Raw genomic sequence first — 14,823 nt, 5'->3', positions numbered from 1 at the left:
TTATGCGGGATAAACGGTCAGCAGCTCGCCGACGTACTGCGCTGCGCCGATGTAAACGTCGCCTTTAATATCCTGGGTAATGGTCAGCCCGATCAGATGACGGCTTGCGGGTTTGGCGTCGGCTATCAGCCGCTCCATCTCTAAATACATTTCTTCAGTGATGCCGGTTTCCAGCACGCCGATGTCCAGGCGAAACGTCCCCGGTTCGTCGTTGGTTTCCCACCACTCAGTCACGTTAATCAGGTAGCCGAGCGGCTCCACCACGCGGCGGATGGCACCGATGGTTCCCTTATGGCAGTGAATGAACCAGGCCGACTGAATGACGCGGCGCTTAGTGGCAACCGGCCAGTTTTCATCCCAGCGGTCAACCGACAGCGCCCAGGCCAGATAGGGCAAAAACTTCACCGGACAGGCCAGCGGATCCCAGAGCTGCCGCAGCGGCACCGGCACGTTTTCAAGCGCGGCGCAGGCGTCGGCGGCGGCCACTTCCAGCGGGGAGGAACCGACGGGCAGCAGGCCATCACTCATCGTAGCCGCCCACTTTTAAGGTGTAGGCGGTGCAGAATGACGCCTGGGTTTTGTCCAGCTCGATGTCGGCCTTCGGGCTTTTCAGCTCTACCCGCTGGACGCCCTCAACGTGCAGCGCGGCGTAAATGGCAGACAGCCGGATGTCGCGGCCTAGCCGATGCTGCGCGGTGGTGTAGGCGATAAGCTTCGCTTCGGCGGCTTCGCGGATGGGTTCGGATTCGGGACCAGGGAACAGATACAGCACGGCATCAATGGTGTAATTCACGACGGTGGCTGACTGAACGGTCACGCGGTCGGCCACGGGGCGCACGTTTTCATCGTTGAGCGCGGCCTGCACTTTCGCCAGCAGGTCAGCGGGCGCGGTGCCGTTGCCGGTCTGTGCCAGCACGGAAATCGTCACGCAGGCGGGCGACGGACTGATCACCGAAATGTCCGCCACGCGCCCGTCGGCAGAGCGCCCGTGATACTCATACGCGCCGACCGGACCCGCCACGCTCAGCCCTTCAAACGCCTGCTGCGCGCGGATATGAAAATCGGCGTCGCTTTCCATCACCGCAGCCACGGCGGGCACGCTGGCGGTATCCGCAGGCGTGATCGTCAGGCGTTCGACGCTGAACGTCGCCGCGATGTTGTCCAGGTCTGCGCCGGTGGCGTAGGCCAGCATCACGGCCTGCGCTGCCTCGTTAACCCGCTGACGCAGGATCACTTCGCGGTAGGCGTTTTCCTCCAGCAGTTTCACAATCGGCTCAGACTCCAGCGTCAGCGTGCGGGCGATGGCGGCCTGCTGGTCTTCGGGGTAAAGCGACACCAGCGTGGCTTTGCGCTCCGCCAGCAGAATTTCATAATCCAGTACCTCCACCACGTCGGGGGCGGGTAACTGGCTCAGGTCGATAGTTGCCATTATTCAGCTCACTGGAAGGGTTAAGGAGATGGCGGCGGACGTGTCTTTGCGGATGCCGGTGAGTTCAACCACCGCTTTCCCGTCGAACGTCGTTTCAAAGGTGATGCCGGTGAGGCTGACGCGCGGCTCCCATTTCAGGATCGCGCTGTAACAGGCCGCCATGATTTGCAGCCGCAGCGCCGCGTTCTGCGGGCGGTCAGTCAGCTCAGACAGCAGCGAACCATAGTCACGGCGCATGACGCGGGAACCGACGGGCGTGCGCAAAATGTCGCTGACCGACTGCTGGATGTGCGCCAGGTCTTCGACGCTGCGCCCCGTATCGCGAGCCAGCCCGATGTATTTTGCGTTACTCATGACGGCACCTGCGTTTGACCGCCGCCCGTCTGGACGCCGCCGTGTTTATGGGTATGCACAACCACGCCGTTTGACGTGATGCTGCCGCCTGAATGGGTGAGGTTGCCGGTCATGGTGCCGCCCTTTTTAATCTCGATGGTGGCGGTGGTGAGTTTGTTAGTGCAGACCACTTCCGGCGTGTCGAGAGTGATGCGGGTTTTCGCCGTGCATGTAATCAGTGGGGCGGTGACAGCCAACTTATCGGCAGCGTTCACCGTGGCTGACTTAATGCCGGTTGCCAGCAGCGCGCCGGTTTTGGGTTCGTACTCAATCACCGCGCCGTCAGGGAACGTGACGTGTACTGCATCCGCCGAGGCAGACGGGGCGGGGAATTCATCAGAGAAAACGCCGGGCATCACAAAGGCGGTATCCAGCTCTCCGCCCAGGCAGAACAACAGAACCTGTTCACCGGCGGACGGTGCCCACCAGGAACGGGAACGCCCCGCGTGGGAAGTTATCCAGTGCAGCCAGTCGGTGACGTTGCCGCCGGTGTTTACGCGACAGGTGCCCGCAACTAAATCCACCTCGGCAACGGTGCCAATGCGGATCAGATTGCGCAGCAGGCGCGGAATGTCGTTGTTTGGGATAGATGTATTCATCATTTAATGATGATGGAAAAGTGATTTTTTTCGATGCAAATGGATTGTTTGATGCATCAAACAAAAGTATTTTAGTAAAAACCTAACTCTAGGGAGAGTGGTATGGCGACGAAAAGATCTAAAAAAAGACTGTCATTTACAATAACTATTATCATGGCTCAATCGATTGCGCCGAATACAATTCAACGAGATATGCCCTATCGGTACTCGAATGGGCACAGTGACTCTCTTTATATAAGCAATTCTAAAATAGTAATTTCTGGCGATCGAATCAAAGAGGTTGACTTCATAGGAGTATTTTCAAATTATAAAAGTGAAATTTACTCACAGATTGTAAAATCTATAATTTATTATTTTTGCGTTGGGGGTTTTATTTGTAAAATAAAATCCATAGAATTATATAATAAAACAGGTGAACAAATCGGGGAGTTTGAAGATGGAACGATAAATCAATTAAGCAAAAAGTTTATTGAATGCCAATTTTTGAAGAACATTAATCTTGAAAAGCTTAATGTTATTTTTGAAGCCAATAAAAAAGCAGGTTCATATTACTATTCTTTAAGCTATATAATAAGAGCTTACTGTATTAATAATCCTTACGACTCCTTTGAAAAACTCTGGAAAGCATTTAATTCTATTTATAAAGAAGTCTCTAATTCTGAGCAAGACTTGGCAGGTCAGTCAAAAATTCGGGATCTGATGATTAACAGACCTCAGGACTTTCCTGAAATAAATGCATTGGTGACAGGTTTAACTGCAAAACAAATTAGAGATAAAGTAAAATGGTTTGAAATGCTTAAAAATGACTACAACACACAGGCCAAAACAGAAGCTTTCAAATCTTTCATAATACGTAATGAAGACTTTAGGTTGATGACTATCTTTGATGAGACTTTAAGTTTCAGAGAAGATTTCTTGACTCAACACGGTTCTTATAACCTTGTTAAGAATCATATTGACAACCATATTGCTTTGCAAACAATTAATAATATGCATGTGGCTGCAACTTTGTGTATCAAATACATGTATTTCATAAGGAATAAATCTATACATGCAGAGCACGCGGATGGAGCTTTTAGATTATTTCCACACAATAAAGAGGATAAATCTGTTAGATGGTGTTCATCGTTACTCACAGCTCTATTAATCGACCTTATTAATAGTAATTAAAAACTCGAAAAAGGACATGTGCGTTATGCATCTGAAAGATAATTGACACTTCAATTATTTAATGAGGGTCATAATTAGTTCATCTTCAACAATCTTCATATCCTCCGCGTCCAGCCCCAGCAGCGGGCGCGCCGGATACCGCACTTCCTCCGCCCTGACCGACGGGCGATCCCGCAGCCCGTACTGATGCACCTTCGCCATGCGCTGAACCTGGCCGGTGAATTCCACCACCACGTCCCTGTCCGTGCCTTTGGACTTCATGTATTTAGCCGTGCGCAGTTTGGCGAACATCTCCCGTTTAATGCGGCCTTTCTTGTCCCTTAAAGGCTGTGACTGACGCGGGGCGAACGGCTGCCCCTCCGGCGTGACCTGCCGCTTAATACGCTGTTGCTGATGTTTGCGCAGACGCTTTGCTATGGTGGCGGCCATGGCCTTACGGCTCTGCGGAGACAGTGCCTCAATCAGCCCCGCCAGGCGGTTATCAAACGCGGTCAGCTCACTCATTCCACTGACTCACTAACTCGCCGTGCAGGTACAGCTCACGCGGCCTTTCCACCGGCTCCGGCATCGGCGGTTCAGGAAAATGCTCCACGTGCAGACCGGCGTCAATCTGTTTGACGATCACGCGCTCGGTGAGCTGCAAATGAATAGCGATGTCATAGCTCCCATCATTGAGCATATCGGCCTTAAATGTGTAGCCATTCTGCTGTTTTTCCGGCGTCGCCATGATGTCCGGTTGATGCTCACGCAACCAGGCAAGAATGGGCACCATGACCAGATCGCTGTCCTGTGTAAAGTCGGTGATCAGCAGCTCGACCTGGTACTGATATTCGAATGACAGAGAACGGGCTAACGTGGAAACGATGCGCCCGTTATCCACAAACATCCGCAGCTGGTCGGGGCTGGTTTGCAGCACCGGCACGGCGTCAGTCAGGGCTTTTCGTAGCTGTGCGGGTTTTAACACGGTGTTCCTCCTGGCATTGTTTGACCGCTTCCACCTAGAGGCCGCAGGCGGTCAGCGCGGCCTCCAGGTTTCTGACATCACTGCTTAAATCGCCGTTAGTGGCGGGTGAGCTTGCCGGTATCGGGCAGCTCGTCACCGCCGGACAGCCAACGTAAATAATCTGCGGCGCTGGCGAAGGCGGGACGGGCGTGCATCCGGCCAATGCCGACAGGCAGGCGAGCGCTATACCAATCACGCATTTCCTGATTTTCATTGAGTAACCTTTGAATTGTGTATTCCCGATCCCGCGCCCGCTGACCGGCCTGCGAGAGCTGCGCGCGCAGGCTTTGTTCCTGGCGTTCACGCGTCACGGCGTCTTCATTCAGTCGGTGAATGGCGTCGTCTCGGCTTTCGATACCGGCGGACAGCGTGCCGATAATACGCTGCGCTTTTTCTACGTCATCAGTCAGGCCGCCGATACGCCAGGTTTGCAGCCCCGTCAGCGCGCACGCGGCCAGCATTAACAAAATTAAAACGCGCATCAGACACCCCGCAGGCAGTAGGAAAGCTCATTCGCGCGGCGTCGCTCCAGCCCGGTGACGCGCACGCCGTTCACAAACACCCAACGCGACAGCTGTTCGCAGGCTTTTCGCCATTCGCCCTTGTTGATGAAAAACGCCAGGGTGGATTTACACGCCGCCGTGACGCCGACGTTGAACGCGAACGACATTACGGCGTCATATACCGGCTGCGGCATGGCAACCGGCATACATCGGGCAATGCCTTTCTCCACCCGCATCACGTCTTCCACCAGATTCACGGCGGCCTGACGTTCGCTTATTTGAGTCTGCGGCTTCACGCCTGCGGTGTGCCCGATGCCGTTTGTCCAGACGCCCGCGCTGCACTGGTAGGCGGTAAGGCGGCAGCCTTCAAAATCAGCGATAAGTGCCAGACCGGCGGCGGACGTTTTCAACGTCGGCGTTTGCGGCAGCAGCGCGGCAATCGCCAGGACAGCGGCGACGGCGCAGCGTCTAACGATTGATGGCTGCATTTATGTCTCCTCTGACGCCCATAGCTTTCAGCAGGCGGTAAGTTTTGCGCCGGTAGTACCAGTTCACCAGGAAGGTCGCGACGCCGACGGCGGCACCGACTAAAAAGGCAATATCCTGCGGCGACATTGCGCCGAGCCACGCAAGAAAGGCCGCGACGCAATAACAAATAAACGAGGTGATGCGCTCCATGGTCATCAGTCCCAAAGTGAGACGGTTTCACTGACTGCGGCCTGGGTTATGTCCGGCAGCTCCACCGCGTAGCCATGGGGCAATATTGCCCCGGCAGCGGCCAACCCAACGTTAGCCGCGTAAACCTGCTCAACCACCGACTGGGTGCGCCCGTAGTATCGCCAGCAGAGCGAATCCACGGTGTCGCCTTGCTCGGCAATGACTTTCATCAGAGCAGCCCGATCACACAGTGCGACACGCCAGCGACATCGCTGATCGCGTTTCGACCGTCACGCCATAAATCATCAACGGTGCTTTCGACGATCACGGCCTTTTTACTGCCCGCGTCGGTGGTGTCGCTGTTCGGATATCGTTCTGCAAGAATGGCTGCCGTAATGGATGAAACCGCCCGCAGATAGGCACAGACTTTGATACTTTCATCATCAATCTGGTCTGCCGGGACATCAGCGAGAGTTTTGTATCCCTGAGCCAGTTGTGCGACGCGGTAGCTGTAAAGCTCGGCATTCACTTCGGTCAGAGCGTACTTAATGACGGCGCGCAGACGTTTGGTGGTCACCGTTCCTTCCAGGCGCAGCGTGTCGCGCAACTCCACCGGACTGATATCCGGCCAGAAGTGCGTGTTTTTGATCGCGGGTTCCGTCGCGGCGTCCGGCTTTGGTGCAGGTACAACAAGAGACATAGTGACCTCTGAATAGGGGACGGTGGACGCCAGCGTTGAACGAGGTCACAGACCTGTCGCGGCTGGCGTGCCGTCCGGCGCGGGGCGCGTTCTGTTTAGCTGCTGGCAGCCTTTTTGATGGCTGATTCCAACCGCTCAATATCCTTTTTAACGCCGCAGTTGCTGTTCAGCTGGAAGGCGCGTTTCAGGTGTTGCAGGGCGAGCGGTAGTTTCTCCGCATCGCGATACAGGTAACCGGTAATTTTGTGCAGCTTGGCGCGTACCTGATCCGGCATATCCTGACTGTCAGTCAGTTCCATCGTGGTCATCAGTACATCGAGACTGACCGGCTCACCGGCAGCATGAGCGCGGGTGCTCATGTCGGCGATTTCCTCCGCCAGCGCATAACCGGCAGGACGTTTGCCGAACGGCATCGCCAGCTTGTAATGCAGCGCGTAGCGGGCGATTTCCAGCGCACCAGCGTAGTCACCGGCATCAATACGCCAGATCATGATGGTCATCAGGATGGCGTCCTGAGCACCTTTCCCCTCGGCGAGAACGCCCGCCACCCACGGCGCATATTCGGGCAGCATCTTGCGTTTGAGTTCTGCCTTTTTCTCAGCGGAATAGGCTTTCTTCAGGGCTTTCTGGTCAGCATTAAGCTTTTGCAGCAGCAGTTCATAGCCGGTGGCATGACGCAGCAGGCTGGTATCCTGCTGCGCGGCTTCGATAGCTGACTGCCGCAACAAATGACGTCGGGCAGGGCTGGTCATGGTTTACTCCTGAGCTGCCGGTGCGGTGGTACCGGATGCAGTTTTGATAGCATCAACGATCGCCGAGGTGAATTTACTGAGTTCGGCCTTTTCAGCAGCGTCGTCTTCTCCGGCGGTCACTTCGATGTTCTCGATCAGGCAGCCGCAGCCGTAATCTTCCACCACGTAATCCTCGTTAATGGATTCGTAGTTTTCGATACGGTCACGCTTTGGTACTTCCTCAACGTGGCGGCGGTGCGTGCCGTCCTGCCAGTAAATGGACAGGTTATCCAGACGGGTGATCAGCATGGCATCGGCAGGGAAGCCGGGGACACGAACGGCGGGCAGATTGCCGATGCGTTTCTGGCTGACAATCAGGTCGGCGGCCATCGCCTCAGTGTTTGGCTGCTGTTTGTTGATCAGCGGGAAATACTTATCCGCGAGCAGCTTGCGGCCGCAGATCACCACCAGTTCGGTGTCGTCCTGATAGATGGGGTCGATCAGTTCATTCACCGCGTCAAAGACCAACGCGTCGAGGTTTTTGTACTCACCTTCGCCACCGACTTTCACCGCCTCATTGGTCACGGTGCCGTCTTCGGCGACAATCATGCCCATCACTTTAGACGGGGCATTCAGGCGGTATTTTTGCAGCCAGCCCACGCCGACATCCTGCAGCAGCGGATTCTGAACGCGGTTAGAAGTCGGTGCGCGGGAAACACCGTTAAAGCCGACCAGGATGCGATCCAGCGCCTGACGCTTAATAATGGCGTCACGCAGGCGGGTCTGAAAATCGTTATAGCGCGCCCACAAATCCAACTTGCTGTACATCCAGTGGAAGTCGTAGTTGGTTTTGGTGCAGTGGTAGCCTTCCTGATCCAGCTTGGTGAAATCAGCCGTTTCGCGCTCGTCACCCGCATCAGTGTTGGTGGTACTGGCAATCGTGCCGGTCACGCCGACGCCCACTTTCGCCCCCATCATTTCGTCCACCGGAATGATGTTGATGCGGGTCAGGAACTCTGAGGACTCCTGCAATCGGGTCATCAGCGTCTGCGTGACGGACGGCTCGACGTTAAATTTTTTATCCAGCGTGCCGACGTCAACGTTGTTGAGCTTTGCGAGCTGGGAGAGGAACGCATTAAATTTAAAGCGCGTTTCTTTTTTCATGACTTATTTCCTGAGGGTGAATTAAAGATGTCGGATCAGCAGTCGGTCACTGTCTCGTCAGCGCTTGTACCGCCGGTTGCGTGTGGGCGCTGGTTAAAGTTCTGCGCCGGTGTCTGCGCAAGCTTGCCTTTCAATTCAATGAGGGCGTCATGTTCGGCAGCGGTGGATTTTTCCAGGGTATCGACGCGGCTCAGTAGGTCAGTCAGGCTGGTTTCATGTTTATCAATTTCGGTCTGAGCGTATTGAGCTACCTCGCTGACAGCTTCGTGAATATCGGCCAGGCGTGCATCGTCGGACGCCTGCTTACGTGAAAGCTTTTGTTTCACCAGCGCGAAAAGAGAAGGGGCAGTTTCCGGCGCATCTTCAAACTCAATCAGTGCTTCGGTGGCGACGGTGAAGAGGCTGTCCGGATCGGTTTTACGACCGGCAAGCGGGTTCTGTTTTGCTGTACGGCTGAACTCCAGCATCTCAGTGCCGAGGCTTGCGGGGTCGTCGGTGACGGCCAGACCGACCAGGTAGGATTTATTTGAGTTGGCGAAGTTGCGTTTGATCTCCATCGAGGTGTAAACCTTCTGCCCGTCGCCGACCATCTGCGTTAAATCCGCGGTCGGGCTGATCATTGCGTACAGCGCCCATTTGTCATGGAGCAGCGGTTCAGCTGCATCATCAATTTGTTCGGCTTTCAGCTGGATCACGTCGCCGTAGCGGCGGAAATCGCTGGTCGGTAAAACGCCTTTGATGTGCTCCAGATTGACGCGGGCGCCATAGGCTTTCGCGCTGTATGTCTCCGCCATTTGTTTGATGTCGTTAGCATCAATTTCGCGGCCGTCGCAGGTGTCGCCTTCGACCCCGATGCGAAACCATTTCGATACTTTCTTTGCCATGTGACTGACTCCGGTAATGAGTGTTGAGAACGGGAGTTAGTTTCCAGACAGTCACCGCAGGCCGCCAGCCGATGCAGGTTGTTGCCCGATGGCACAACGTGGGCAGCGCGAAAAACGGCTGTCTGGCCGGTAACGTGGCGGCATGAATATTTCAAACTCCACCATCATCAGCGACCCGCGCCGACAGGCGGCACTGCTTTACTGGCAGGGTTTTTCTGTGCGGCAAATCGGGGAGATGCTGAGCCAAAAAACGCCGACCGTGCAGAGCTGGAAAACTCGCGATCAGTGGGAGGCCATTGCGCCTATTTCCCGCGTGGAAACCAGCATGGAAGCGCGGCTGATCCAGCTCGTCATGAAAGATGTAAAGGAGGGGAAGGACTACAAAGAGATCGACCTGTTAGGCCGACAGATTGAACGCCTGGCACGGGTAAATCGCTACAACCATACTGGCAGCGAGGCTGATTTAAACCCGAACGTTGCTAACCGTAATAAGGGCGAACGAAAGGTACCCGATAAGAATGTTTTTAGTGATGAGGCCATTGAGAAACTCGGCGACATCTTCATTGAAACGTCGTTTGAGTATCAGCGTGGATGGCATCAGGCAGGGCTTCAGCACCGTATCCGCAACATCCTCAAGTCCCGCCAGATCGGCGCAACCTTCTACTTTGCCCGGGAAGCGCTGATTGATGCGCTGACCACCGGACGGAATCAGATTTTCCTGTCAGCCAGTAAGGCGCAGGCGCACGTCTTTAAAAACTATATTATCGACTTTGCCCGACAGGTCGATGTCGATTTAAAAGGCGACCCGATTATGCTGCCGAACGGCGCACGGCTGATCTTCCTCGGTACCAACGTCCGAACTGCGCAGAGCTACACCGGCAATCTTTACCTGGATGAATACTTCTGGATCCCCAAGTTTCAGGAGCTGCGCAAAGTCGCCTCCGGCATGTCGCTGCATAAGAAATGGCGAAGCACCTACTTTTCCACGCCATCCAGTCTGGCACACAGCGCCTACCCGTTCTGGTCGGGAGAACTGTTCAACAAAGGCCGTCGCAACAAAGCCGACAGGATTGACCTGGATTTAAGTCACGCTCACCTGTCGAAAGGCGTGATGTGCGATGACGGCCAGTGGCGGCAGATTGTGACGGTGGAAGATGCGCTGTCTGGTGGTTGTAACCTGTTCGACCTGGAACAGCTGCAACTGGAATACAGCCCCGCCGAATATGAAAACCTGCTGATGTGTGAGTTTGTGGATGATCAGGCATCGGTGTTCCCGTTCGCCGAGTTGCAGGGCTGCATGGTAGACAGCCTGGACGAGTGGGAAGACTTCGATCCGTATCTGAAACGGCCATTTGCCTATCGTCCCGTGTGGATTGGCTATGACCCGTCGCATACCGGCGACAGCGCAGGCTGCGCGGTAATTGCTCCGCCGGTGGTTTCCGGCGGCAAGTTCCGCGTGCTCGAGCGTCACCAGTGGAAAGGTATGGACTTTGCCGCGCAGGCCAAAAGCATCGAGGAACTCACCAATCGTTATGCCGTTGAGTACATCGGTATCGATGCGACTGGCATCGGGCAGGGTGTATTCCAGCTTGTGCAGCAGTTCTTTCCTGCGACGCGTGAGATCCGTTACAGCCCCGAAGTGAAAACCGCGCTGGTACTCAAAGCAAAAGACACCATCAGCTCCGGCCGCCTGGAATATGACACCGGCCATACTGACATCACCGCGTCGTTTATGGCGATCCGCAAAACGATGACCGCCAGCGGCAACCGTTCTACCTACGAAGCCAGCCGCAGTGAAGAGGCCAGCCACGCCGACGTCGCGTGGGCAATCATGCACGCCCTGTTAAACGAACCGCTGACCGCCGCTAATGGCGGACAAAGCCCGAACATTCTGGAGTTCTATTAAATGAGCAAGCGCAAATACCGTAAAGCTACGCAGACCACGACAACTGAAAGCCAGCAGGGCGCAGAGGTATTCAGCTTCGGTGATCCGACGCCGGTTTTAGACCGCCGCGAGATTCTGGATTACATCGAATGCACCGGTAACGGCCGCTGGTATGAGCCACCGGTCAGTTTCGACGGACTTGCACGCAGTCTTCGCGCCGCCGTTCATCACAGCTCTCCTATTTACGTGAAGCGTAATATCCTCGCCTCGACATTTATCCCGCATCCACTGCTGAGCCAGCAGGAGTTCAGCAAATTCGCGCTGGACTATCTGGTGTTTGGGAATGCGTACCTGGAACTGATCCGCAACCAGCTCGGAGAACCGCTGCGCTTTGAGGCTGTTCCGGCTAAATATGTGCGTCGCGGAGTGGAAGAGGGGACGTACTGGTTTGTGCAGGGCTGGAAAGAGCCGCATCAGTTCGCTACAGGCAGCATCTTTCATCTGATTGAACCGGACATTAACCAGGAGATTTACGGCCTGCCGGAATACCTGAGCGCACTGAACTCTGCCTGGCTGAATGAAGCAGCGACGTTGTTCCGCCGCAAGTATTACCAGAATGGTGCGCACGCGGGCTACATTTTGTATATGACCGACGCCGCGCAAAGCAGCAGTGATATTGATTCAATGCGTAAAGCAATGAGGGACACCAAAGGCCTCGGCAACTTCCGCAACCTGTTCATGTACGCGCCGAACGGCAAGAAAGACGGCATTCAGATCCTGCCGCTGAGTGAAGTCGCCACCAAGGATGATTTCTTCAACATTAAGAAATCCAGCCGTGACGACCTGCTGAGCGCGCACCGCGTTCCGCCGCAGATGATGGGGATCATTCCTGATAATGCGGGCGGGTTTGGGGATGCGGAGAAGGCGGCGCAGGTATTTGTTAGGAATGAACTGACGCCGCTGCAGGAGAGAATGAAGGAGATTAATGGTTGGTTAAAAAGAAATGCAATAGCTTTTATTCCATATGGGTTCATTGCTGCGAAAGAACCCATATAATTTAATTACATCATTCCTAACGCTTTTTTAATTACTGCGTCCAAATCATCTCCTTTTGGCAAGTTGGGGCCAGTCGTGAATCTTTTTGAAAATTCGTCTAAATCGAAAATGATTTCTCTTTCACTGATTAGTTTTCGTTGTTCACCATTTGCAGCTGGCTCACCTAAGGAGTATGTATGAACTGTTATGCTTTTATTCGTTTGTGTTTTTAAAAGAGGTATGTCTGCACCAATAACATCTTCAAATTTATTATAGACAATCTCAGGCAATATAAAATAAAGACCTTTTTTTACATAATTTGATCGAGAGTAAACAACTCCTTTTCTTATTATTTGTGGTATGAGTCTTTTGTGTACATTAGCCCAATTCAGTCCATGTTGTGAAGTTGGTAAGTTATCAATGATATCTATAGGTTTGAGGTTTTTGTAAGCATGCCAAGCATCTCTGTAATTTCCAGTTATATCAATGCTTTGTATTTCTACGCCTACGTATTCTTTAAGTTCCCCGTCAGTGATTCTGACCAAAACCCAGTCCATCGATAGAGCCCTGCCAACTTGAACTTCTTTCCCTGAGTTTTTACCGAGGGCTACGATACAGTCTTTGTAAGTCGCCCTATATTTTATGAAATTACTATAAGTCAAAAAAGGGACATCATCACCAAATGCATCGCGACTGACTTTATGCAAGGTTTCATAGTCATTAGCATAAAGCCTATTTGGACAAATAATAACGTCTCCATAAGGAGACGTTACACTGCATGTGCCATAAATTATTGTTTGATCATGATTTACTTTTATGCATTCTTTATTAAGAAATGGGCATGCTCCCAAGTTCCAAAGAGCCCTGACTTCAGGGCTAAGGTCCATAGGGTTATAGCCAAATACTTCAACCAAATCTCTTCTTTTTTTCATTTTGACATCCAATCATTTTAGCAATTTCTAATCCAATAGCCCGAGCCATAAGTGGTGGTACGGCATTGCCAACTTGTTCATATTGCTGGGTTAAATTACCTTTAAATACGTAACTATCTGGGAAGGATTGAATGCGTGCCGCTTCTCTAACAGAAAGAACCCTATCTTGGGTTGGGTGGAAAAAACTACCCCAATGAGGATCACACTTCGTCAGAATAGTCGAGCATAATCCGTCAGGATGCAATCTGCCGTAACGTTTCGTATGGTCACTTCTCCGAGCTCTCTTTAAGCCGTCCGGCAAGAGTTCGAAAGGTATATCTCTCCAGCTTCCTCCTTGAGGAATATGCTTAAGCCGATCTAGATTGACTTTACCGAGTTTGGCGCACTCATGGTTATAAATTATGTTAGGTGAGTCCTGTCTTAAAACTTTCTGATAATCTGATTTTGGTTGAGAAAGATATACCGACTCATGAGATCCATTTCCACCAGTTATCGGAGGTAAATCTGAGATGGCATCCCACACTGTTGTATGTGGTATCAATTGGTCAGCAAATAATGGTGGAACTTGAAAGCACAGTTCTTTAGAACCAGCAAAATTTGCCACAGCTTTAGCGTTGTATTCGGGCTCTGGAAAACTAATCGATTTTCCATGACCGTAGATTGCTATAAAAATAGTTCTAAATCTCATTTGAGGAACACCGTAATGCCCTGCAAATAAAATTTTATGTGCAACGCTATATCCCATCCGATTTAATTCTTTATAAATTTGCTCAACAACAGTTCCTTTACCTAGGGATACGATCCCAGGAACATTTTCTATCAGAATTGCTTTAGGTTTTAATACCTCTGCAACTCTTAAGTAATCCTTGAAAAGATGGTTTCTAGTATCGTCAAGTGTGCGGATTGGTGCATTGATTGAGAAACCTTGACAAGGTGGTCCGCCAGCTAATAAATCAAGTTCTCCGGCCTTCAAGCCCAAAGATTTCATTAGATTACTTTCGGCAATAGCGCGGATATCACCAACAACCATCTCAGCATTTGGATGATTTTTGCTGTAAGTTTCTGCATAAACAGGAACAAGTTCATTGGCAAAGATTGATTGAAAACCAGCCATGTCTAATCCACATGTTAGACCACCAGCCCCTGCAAATAAATCCAATGAAATCATTTTGTTACTCATATTCCAACCTATCAATCCAATTTACACAAGGGCAGCTAATGCTCTGCATGATACCTTCCGTGCCTGTTTTTATCCATTTCAACCTTTAAACACATAGCGCGCAATGCTATCCCCGCCACGCCTGCCCGCTTTATAGGTCGCTTTTGATGCAGTTGCGCGATCCGGTGTGATCCACGCCAGCACTGGTGTGGCGGGGAGAAAAGAGCAGGGCGATCACCATGCGAAATCATGCACTCAATGCATGCAGAGCTGCTAAAAGAGGATCACCCGATGTTCCAGGCTATTCTTCGTCGTCGTAAACCGTGAAGGGCGGATACGTGGCTTCCTCTTCATCCAATACCTGATCAGCCATATCAGAGATCATTTCCATAACCAGTGCGTACTCATCATTTCTGCACTGGGCTGACTGTGCGATGTCAGCCATTAGCCGGATTTTAGTCAAAGCCATTTTTAGCTCATGAGAGGATTCCATTACTCACTCCAATGCACTGGTTATTTGTACAGTATAATATGTCCATTCTTTAACAAATTCCATAAAAAACTGCATGTTAATGGTCG

The 14,823-nt window shown here is 52.3% G+C and carries 21 protein-coding genes and 1 pseudogene; 4 read left to right on the top strand and 18 right to left on the bottom strand.

Annotation, left to right across the window (positions count from 1 at the left end):
* The 4 genes from ACO0U8_RS02990 to ACO0U8_RS02975 are packed head-to-tail and all read right to left on the bottom strand — an operon-like array spanning position 1 to position 2,421.
* A complete protein-coding gene (locus ACO0U8_RS02990) occupies positions 1–528 on the bottom strand; it encodes a phage tail protein I (RefSeq protein ID WP_421670252.1) in 528 nt (175 codons plus the stop codon).
* Entirely contained in the window at positions 521–1,429 is a 909-nt protein-coding gene (locus ACO0U8_RS02985; protein ID WP_421670251.1) for a baseplate assembly protein, read from the bottom strand. The genes ACO0U8_RS02990 and ACO0U8_RS02985 overlap by 8 nt, the downstream gene beginning before the upstream one ends.
* Before the next feature lie 3 nt (positions 1,430–1,432).
* Entirely contained in the window at positions 1,433–1,783 is a 351-nt protein-coding gene (locus ACO0U8_RS02980) for a GPW/gp25 family protein (RefSeq protein ID WP_136375978.1), read from the bottom strand.
* Positions 1,780–2,421: a phage baseplate assembly protein V gene (locus ACO0U8_RS02975; protein ID WP_421670666.1), complete on the bottom strand. Its 642-nt coding sequence runs from the start codon at positions 2,419–2,421 to the stop codon at positions 1,780–1,782. The genes ACO0U8_RS02980 and ACO0U8_RS02975 overlap by 4 nt, the downstream gene beginning before the upstream one ends.
* Before the next feature lie 102 nt (positions 2,422–2,523).
* Between ACO0U8_RS02975 and ACO0U8_RS02970 the strand changes: the two genes are divergently transcribed.
* Entirely contained in the window at positions 2,524–3,591 is a 1,068-nt protein-coding gene (locus tag ACO0U8_RS02970; RefSeq protein ID WP_421670250.1) for a hypothetical protein, read from the top strand.
* 54 nt (positions 3,592–3,645) lie between these two features.
* Here the strand turns inward: ACO0U8_RS02970 and ACO0U8_RS02965 are convergent, their stop codons facing one another.
* The 11 genes and pseudogenes from ACO0U8_RS02965 to ACO0U8_RS02915 form a co-directional block, all read right to left on the bottom strand.
* Positions 3,646–4,095: a phage virion morphogenesis protein gene (locus tag ACO0U8_RS02965; protein ID WP_421670249.1), complete on the bottom strand. Its 450-nt coding sequence runs from the start codon at positions 4,093–4,095 to the stop codon at positions 3,646–3,648.
* Positions 4,088–4,555 carry a phage tail protein gene (locus ACO0U8_RS02960; protein WP_421670248.1) on the bottom strand — a complete coding sequence of 156 codons (468 nt, stop codon included), beginning with the start codon at positions 4,553–4,555 and terminating at the stop codon, positions 4,088–4,090. The genes ACO0U8_RS02965 and ACO0U8_RS02960 overlap by 8 nt, the downstream gene beginning before the upstream one ends.
* Positions 4,518–4,757 (bottom strand): annotated as a pseudogene (lysC, locus tag ACO0U8_RS02955) (Rz1-like lysis system protein LysC). Before lysC ends, ACO0U8_RS02960 begins: the two are co-directional and overlap by 38 nt.
* Positions 4,651–5,076 (bottom strand): Rz-like lysis system protein LysB, encoded by a 426-nt coding sequence (gene lysB, locus ACO0U8_RS02950; protein ID WP_421670247.1) that lies wholly within the window; start codon positions 5,074–5,076, stop codon positions 4,651–4,653. Before lysB ends, lysC begins: the two are co-directional and overlap by 107 nt.
* Positions 5,076–5,585: a lysozyme gene (locus ACO0U8_RS02945; protein ID WP_421670246.1), complete on the bottom strand. Its 510-nt coding sequence runs from the start codon at positions 5,583–5,585 to the stop codon at positions 5,076–5,078. Before ACO0U8_RS02945 ends, lysB begins: the two co-directional genes overlap by 1 nt.
* On the bottom strand, positions 5,566–5,775 hold the full coding sequence (locus tag ACO0U8_RS02940) for a phage holin (RefSeq protein WP_047609759.1): 210 nt from the start codon (positions 5,773–5,775) through the stop codon (positions 5,566–5,568). Before ACO0U8_RS02940 ends, ACO0U8_RS02945 begins: the two co-directional genes overlap by 20 nt.
* A gap of 5 nt (positions 5,776–5,780) precedes the next feature.
* On the bottom strand, positions 5,781–5,984 hold the full coding sequence (locus tag ACO0U8_RS02935) for a tail protein X (RefSeq protein ID WP_414066688.1): 204 nt from the start codon (positions 5,982–5,984) through the stop codon (positions 5,781–5,783).
* Positions 5,984–6,454, bottom strand: a complete 471-nt coding sequence (locus tag ACO0U8_RS02930; RefSeq protein WP_421670245.1) for a head completion/stabilization protein — start codon at positions 6,452–6,454, stop codon at positions 5,984–5,986. Before ACO0U8_RS02930 ends, ACO0U8_RS02935 begins: the two co-directional genes overlap by 1 nt.
* A gap of 95 nt (positions 6,455–6,549) precedes the next feature.
* Positions 6,550–7,206, bottom strand: a complete 657-nt coding sequence (locus tag ACO0U8_RS02925; RefSeq protein WP_421670244.1) for a terminase endonuclease subunit — start codon at positions 7,204–7,206, stop codon at positions 6,550–6,552.
* Positions 7,207–7,209: 3 nt separating this feature from the next.
* Positions 7,210–8,349: a phage major capsid protein, P2 family gene (locus ACO0U8_RS02920; RefSeq protein ID WP_421670243.1), complete on the bottom strand. Its 1,140-nt coding sequence runs from the start codon at positions 8,347–8,349 to the stop codon at positions 7,210–7,212.
* Between the two features lie 35 nt (positions 8,350–8,384).
* On the bottom strand, positions 8,385–9,233 hold the full coding sequence (locus ACO0U8_RS02915) for a GPO family capsid scaffolding protein (RefSeq protein ID WP_421670242.1): 849 nt from the start codon (positions 9,231–9,233) through the stop codon (positions 8,385–8,387).
* Positions 9,234–9,256: 23 nt separating this feature from the next.
* Between ACO0U8_RS02915 and ACO0U8_RS02910 the strand changes: the two genes are divergently transcribed.
* The 3 genes from ACO0U8_RS02910 to ACO0U8_RS02900 are packed head-to-tail and all read left to right on the top strand — an operon-like array spanning position 9,257 to position 12,174.
* Positions 9,257–9,379, top strand: a complete 123-nt coding sequence (locus ACO0U8_RS02910) for a hypothetical protein (RefSeq protein WP_421670241.1) — start codon at positions 9,257–9,259, stop codon at positions 9,377–9,379.
* Positions 9,376–11,139 (top strand): terminase ATPase subunit family protein, encoded by a 1,764-nt coding sequence (locus ACO0U8_RS02905; protein WP_421670240.1) that lies wholly within the window; start codon positions 9,376–9,378, stop codon positions 11,137–11,139. Before ACO0U8_RS02910 ends, ACO0U8_RS02905 begins: the two co-directional genes overlap by 4 nt.
* The gene (locus tag ACO0U8_RS02900) at positions 11,140–12,174 is read left to right on the top strand and encodes a phage portal protein (RefSeq protein WP_421670239.1); all 1,035 of its coding nucleotides are present in this window, start codon (positions 11,140–11,142) and stop codon (positions 12,172–12,174) included.
* 5 nt (positions 12,175–12,179) lie between these two features.
* Here ACO0U8_RS02900 and ACO0U8_RS02895 read toward each other — a convergent pair whose 3' ends face one another.
* The 3 genes from ACO0U8_RS02895 to ACO0U8_RS02885 form a co-directional block, all read right to left on the bottom strand.
* The gene (locus tag ACO0U8_RS02895; protein WP_421670238.1) at positions 12,180–13,085 is read right to left on the bottom strand and encodes a NotI family restriction endonuclease; all 906 of its coding nucleotides are present in this window, start codon (positions 13,083–13,085) and stop codon (positions 12,180–12,182) included.
* Complete coding sequence (locus ACO0U8_RS02890; protein WP_421670237.1) at positions 13,060–14,265, bottom strand: DNA cytosine methyltransferase; 1,206 nt, start codon at positions 14,263–14,265, stop codon at positions 13,060–13,062. Before ACO0U8_RS02890 ends, ACO0U8_RS02895 begins: the two co-directional genes overlap by 26 nt.
* A gap of 280 nt (positions 14,266–14,545) precedes the next feature.
* Complete coding sequence (locus ACO0U8_RS02885; protein WP_217171634.1) at positions 14,546–14,713, bottom strand: hypothetical protein; 168 nt, start codon at positions 14,711–14,713, stop codon at positions 14,546–14,548.
* Between the last annotated feature and the right edge of the window lie 110 nt (positions 14,714–14,823).

Origin of the sequence: Rahnella sp. EDr1-12 (assembly GCF_049206505.1) — a bacterium.
GTDB lineage: Bacteria > Pseudomonadota > Gammaproteobacteria > Enterobacterales > Enterobacteriaceae > Rahnella > Rahnella rivi.
This window is presented reverse-complemented; position numbering and strand designations above follow the sequence as displayed.

Excerpts from the sequence above, each read along its gene's own strand:
- ACO0U8_RS02885 (WP_217171634.1), bottom strand. The coding sequence starts at position 14,713 with ATGGCTTTGACTAAAATCCGGCTAATGGCTGACATCGCACAGTCAGCC.
- ACO0U8_RS02975 (WP_421670666.1), bottom strand. The coding sequence starts at position 2,421 with ATGAATACATCTATCCCAAACAACGACATTCCGCGCCTGCTGCGCAAT.
- ACO0U8_RS02965 (WP_421670249.1), bottom strand. The coding sequence starts at position 4,095 with ATGAGTGAGCTGACCGCGTTTGATAACCGCCTGGCGGGGCTGATTGAG.
- ACO0U8_RS02895 (WP_421670238.1), bottom strand. The coding sequence starts at position 13,085 with ATGAAAAAAAGAAGAGATTTGGTTGAAGTATTTGGCTATAACCCTATG.
- ACO0U8_RS02990 (WP_421670252.1), bottom strand. The coding sequence starts at position 528 with ATGAGTGATGGCCTGCTGCCCGTCGGTTCCTCCCCGCTGGAAGTGGCC.
- ACO0U8_RS02905 (WP_421670240.1), top strand. The coding sequence starts at position 9,376 with ATGAATATTTCAAACTCCACCATCATCAGCGACCCGCGCCGACAGGCG.
- ACO0U8_RS02930 (WP_421670245.1), bottom strand. The coding sequence starts at position 6,454 with ATGTCTCTTGTTGTACCTGCACCAAAGCCGGACGCCGCGACGGAACCC.
- lysB (WP_421670247.1), bottom strand. The coding sequence starts at position 5,076 with ATGCGCGTTTTAATTTTGTTAATGCTGGCCGCGTGCGCGCTGACGGGG.
- ACO0U8_RS02970 (WP_421670250.1), top strand. The coding sequence starts at position 2,524 with ATGGCGACGAAAAGATCTAAAAAAAGACTGTCATTTACAATAACTATT.
- ACO0U8_RS02925 (WP_421670244.1), bottom strand. The coding sequence starts at position 7,206 with ATGACCAGCCCTGCCCGACGTCATTTGTTGCGGCAGTCAGCTATCGAA.
- ACO0U8_RS02920 (WP_421670243.1), bottom strand. The coding sequence starts at position 8,349 with ATGAAAAAAGAAACGCGCTTTAAATTTAATGCGTTCCTCTCCCAGCTC.
- ACO0U8_RS02980 (WP_136375978.1), bottom strand. The coding sequence starts at position 1,783 with ATGAGTAACGCAAAATACATCGGGCTGGCTCGCGATACGGGGCGCAGC.
- ACO0U8_RS02900 (WP_421670239.1), top strand. The coding sequence starts at position 11,140 with ATGAGCAAGCGCAAATACCGTAAAGCTACGCAGACCACGACAACTGAA.
- ACO0U8_RS02915 (WP_421670242.1), bottom strand. The coding sequence starts at position 9,233 with ATGGCAAAGAAAGTATCGAAATGGTTTCGCATCGGGGTCGAAGGCGAC.
- ACO0U8_RS02940 (WP_047609759.1), bottom strand. The coding sequence starts at position 5,775 with ATGGAGCGCATCACCTCGTTTATTTGTTATTGCGTCGCGGCCTTTCTT.
- ACO0U8_RS02945 (WP_421670246.1), bottom strand. The coding sequence starts at position 5,585 with ATGCAGCCATCAATCGTTAGACGCTGCGCCGTCGCCGCTGTCCTGGCG.
- ACO0U8_RS02890 (WP_421670237.1), bottom strand. The coding sequence starts at position 14,265 with ATGAGTAACAAAATGATTTCATTGGATTTATTTGCAGGGGCTGGTGGT.
- ACO0U8_RS02985 (WP_421670251.1), bottom strand. The coding sequence starts at position 1,429 with ATGGCAACTATCGACCTGAGCCAGTTACCCGCCCCCGACGTGGTGGAG.
- ACO0U8_RS02935 (WP_414066688.1), bottom strand. The coding sequence starts at position 5,984 with ATGAAAGTCATTGCCGAGCAAGGCGACACCGTGGATTCGCTCTGCTGG.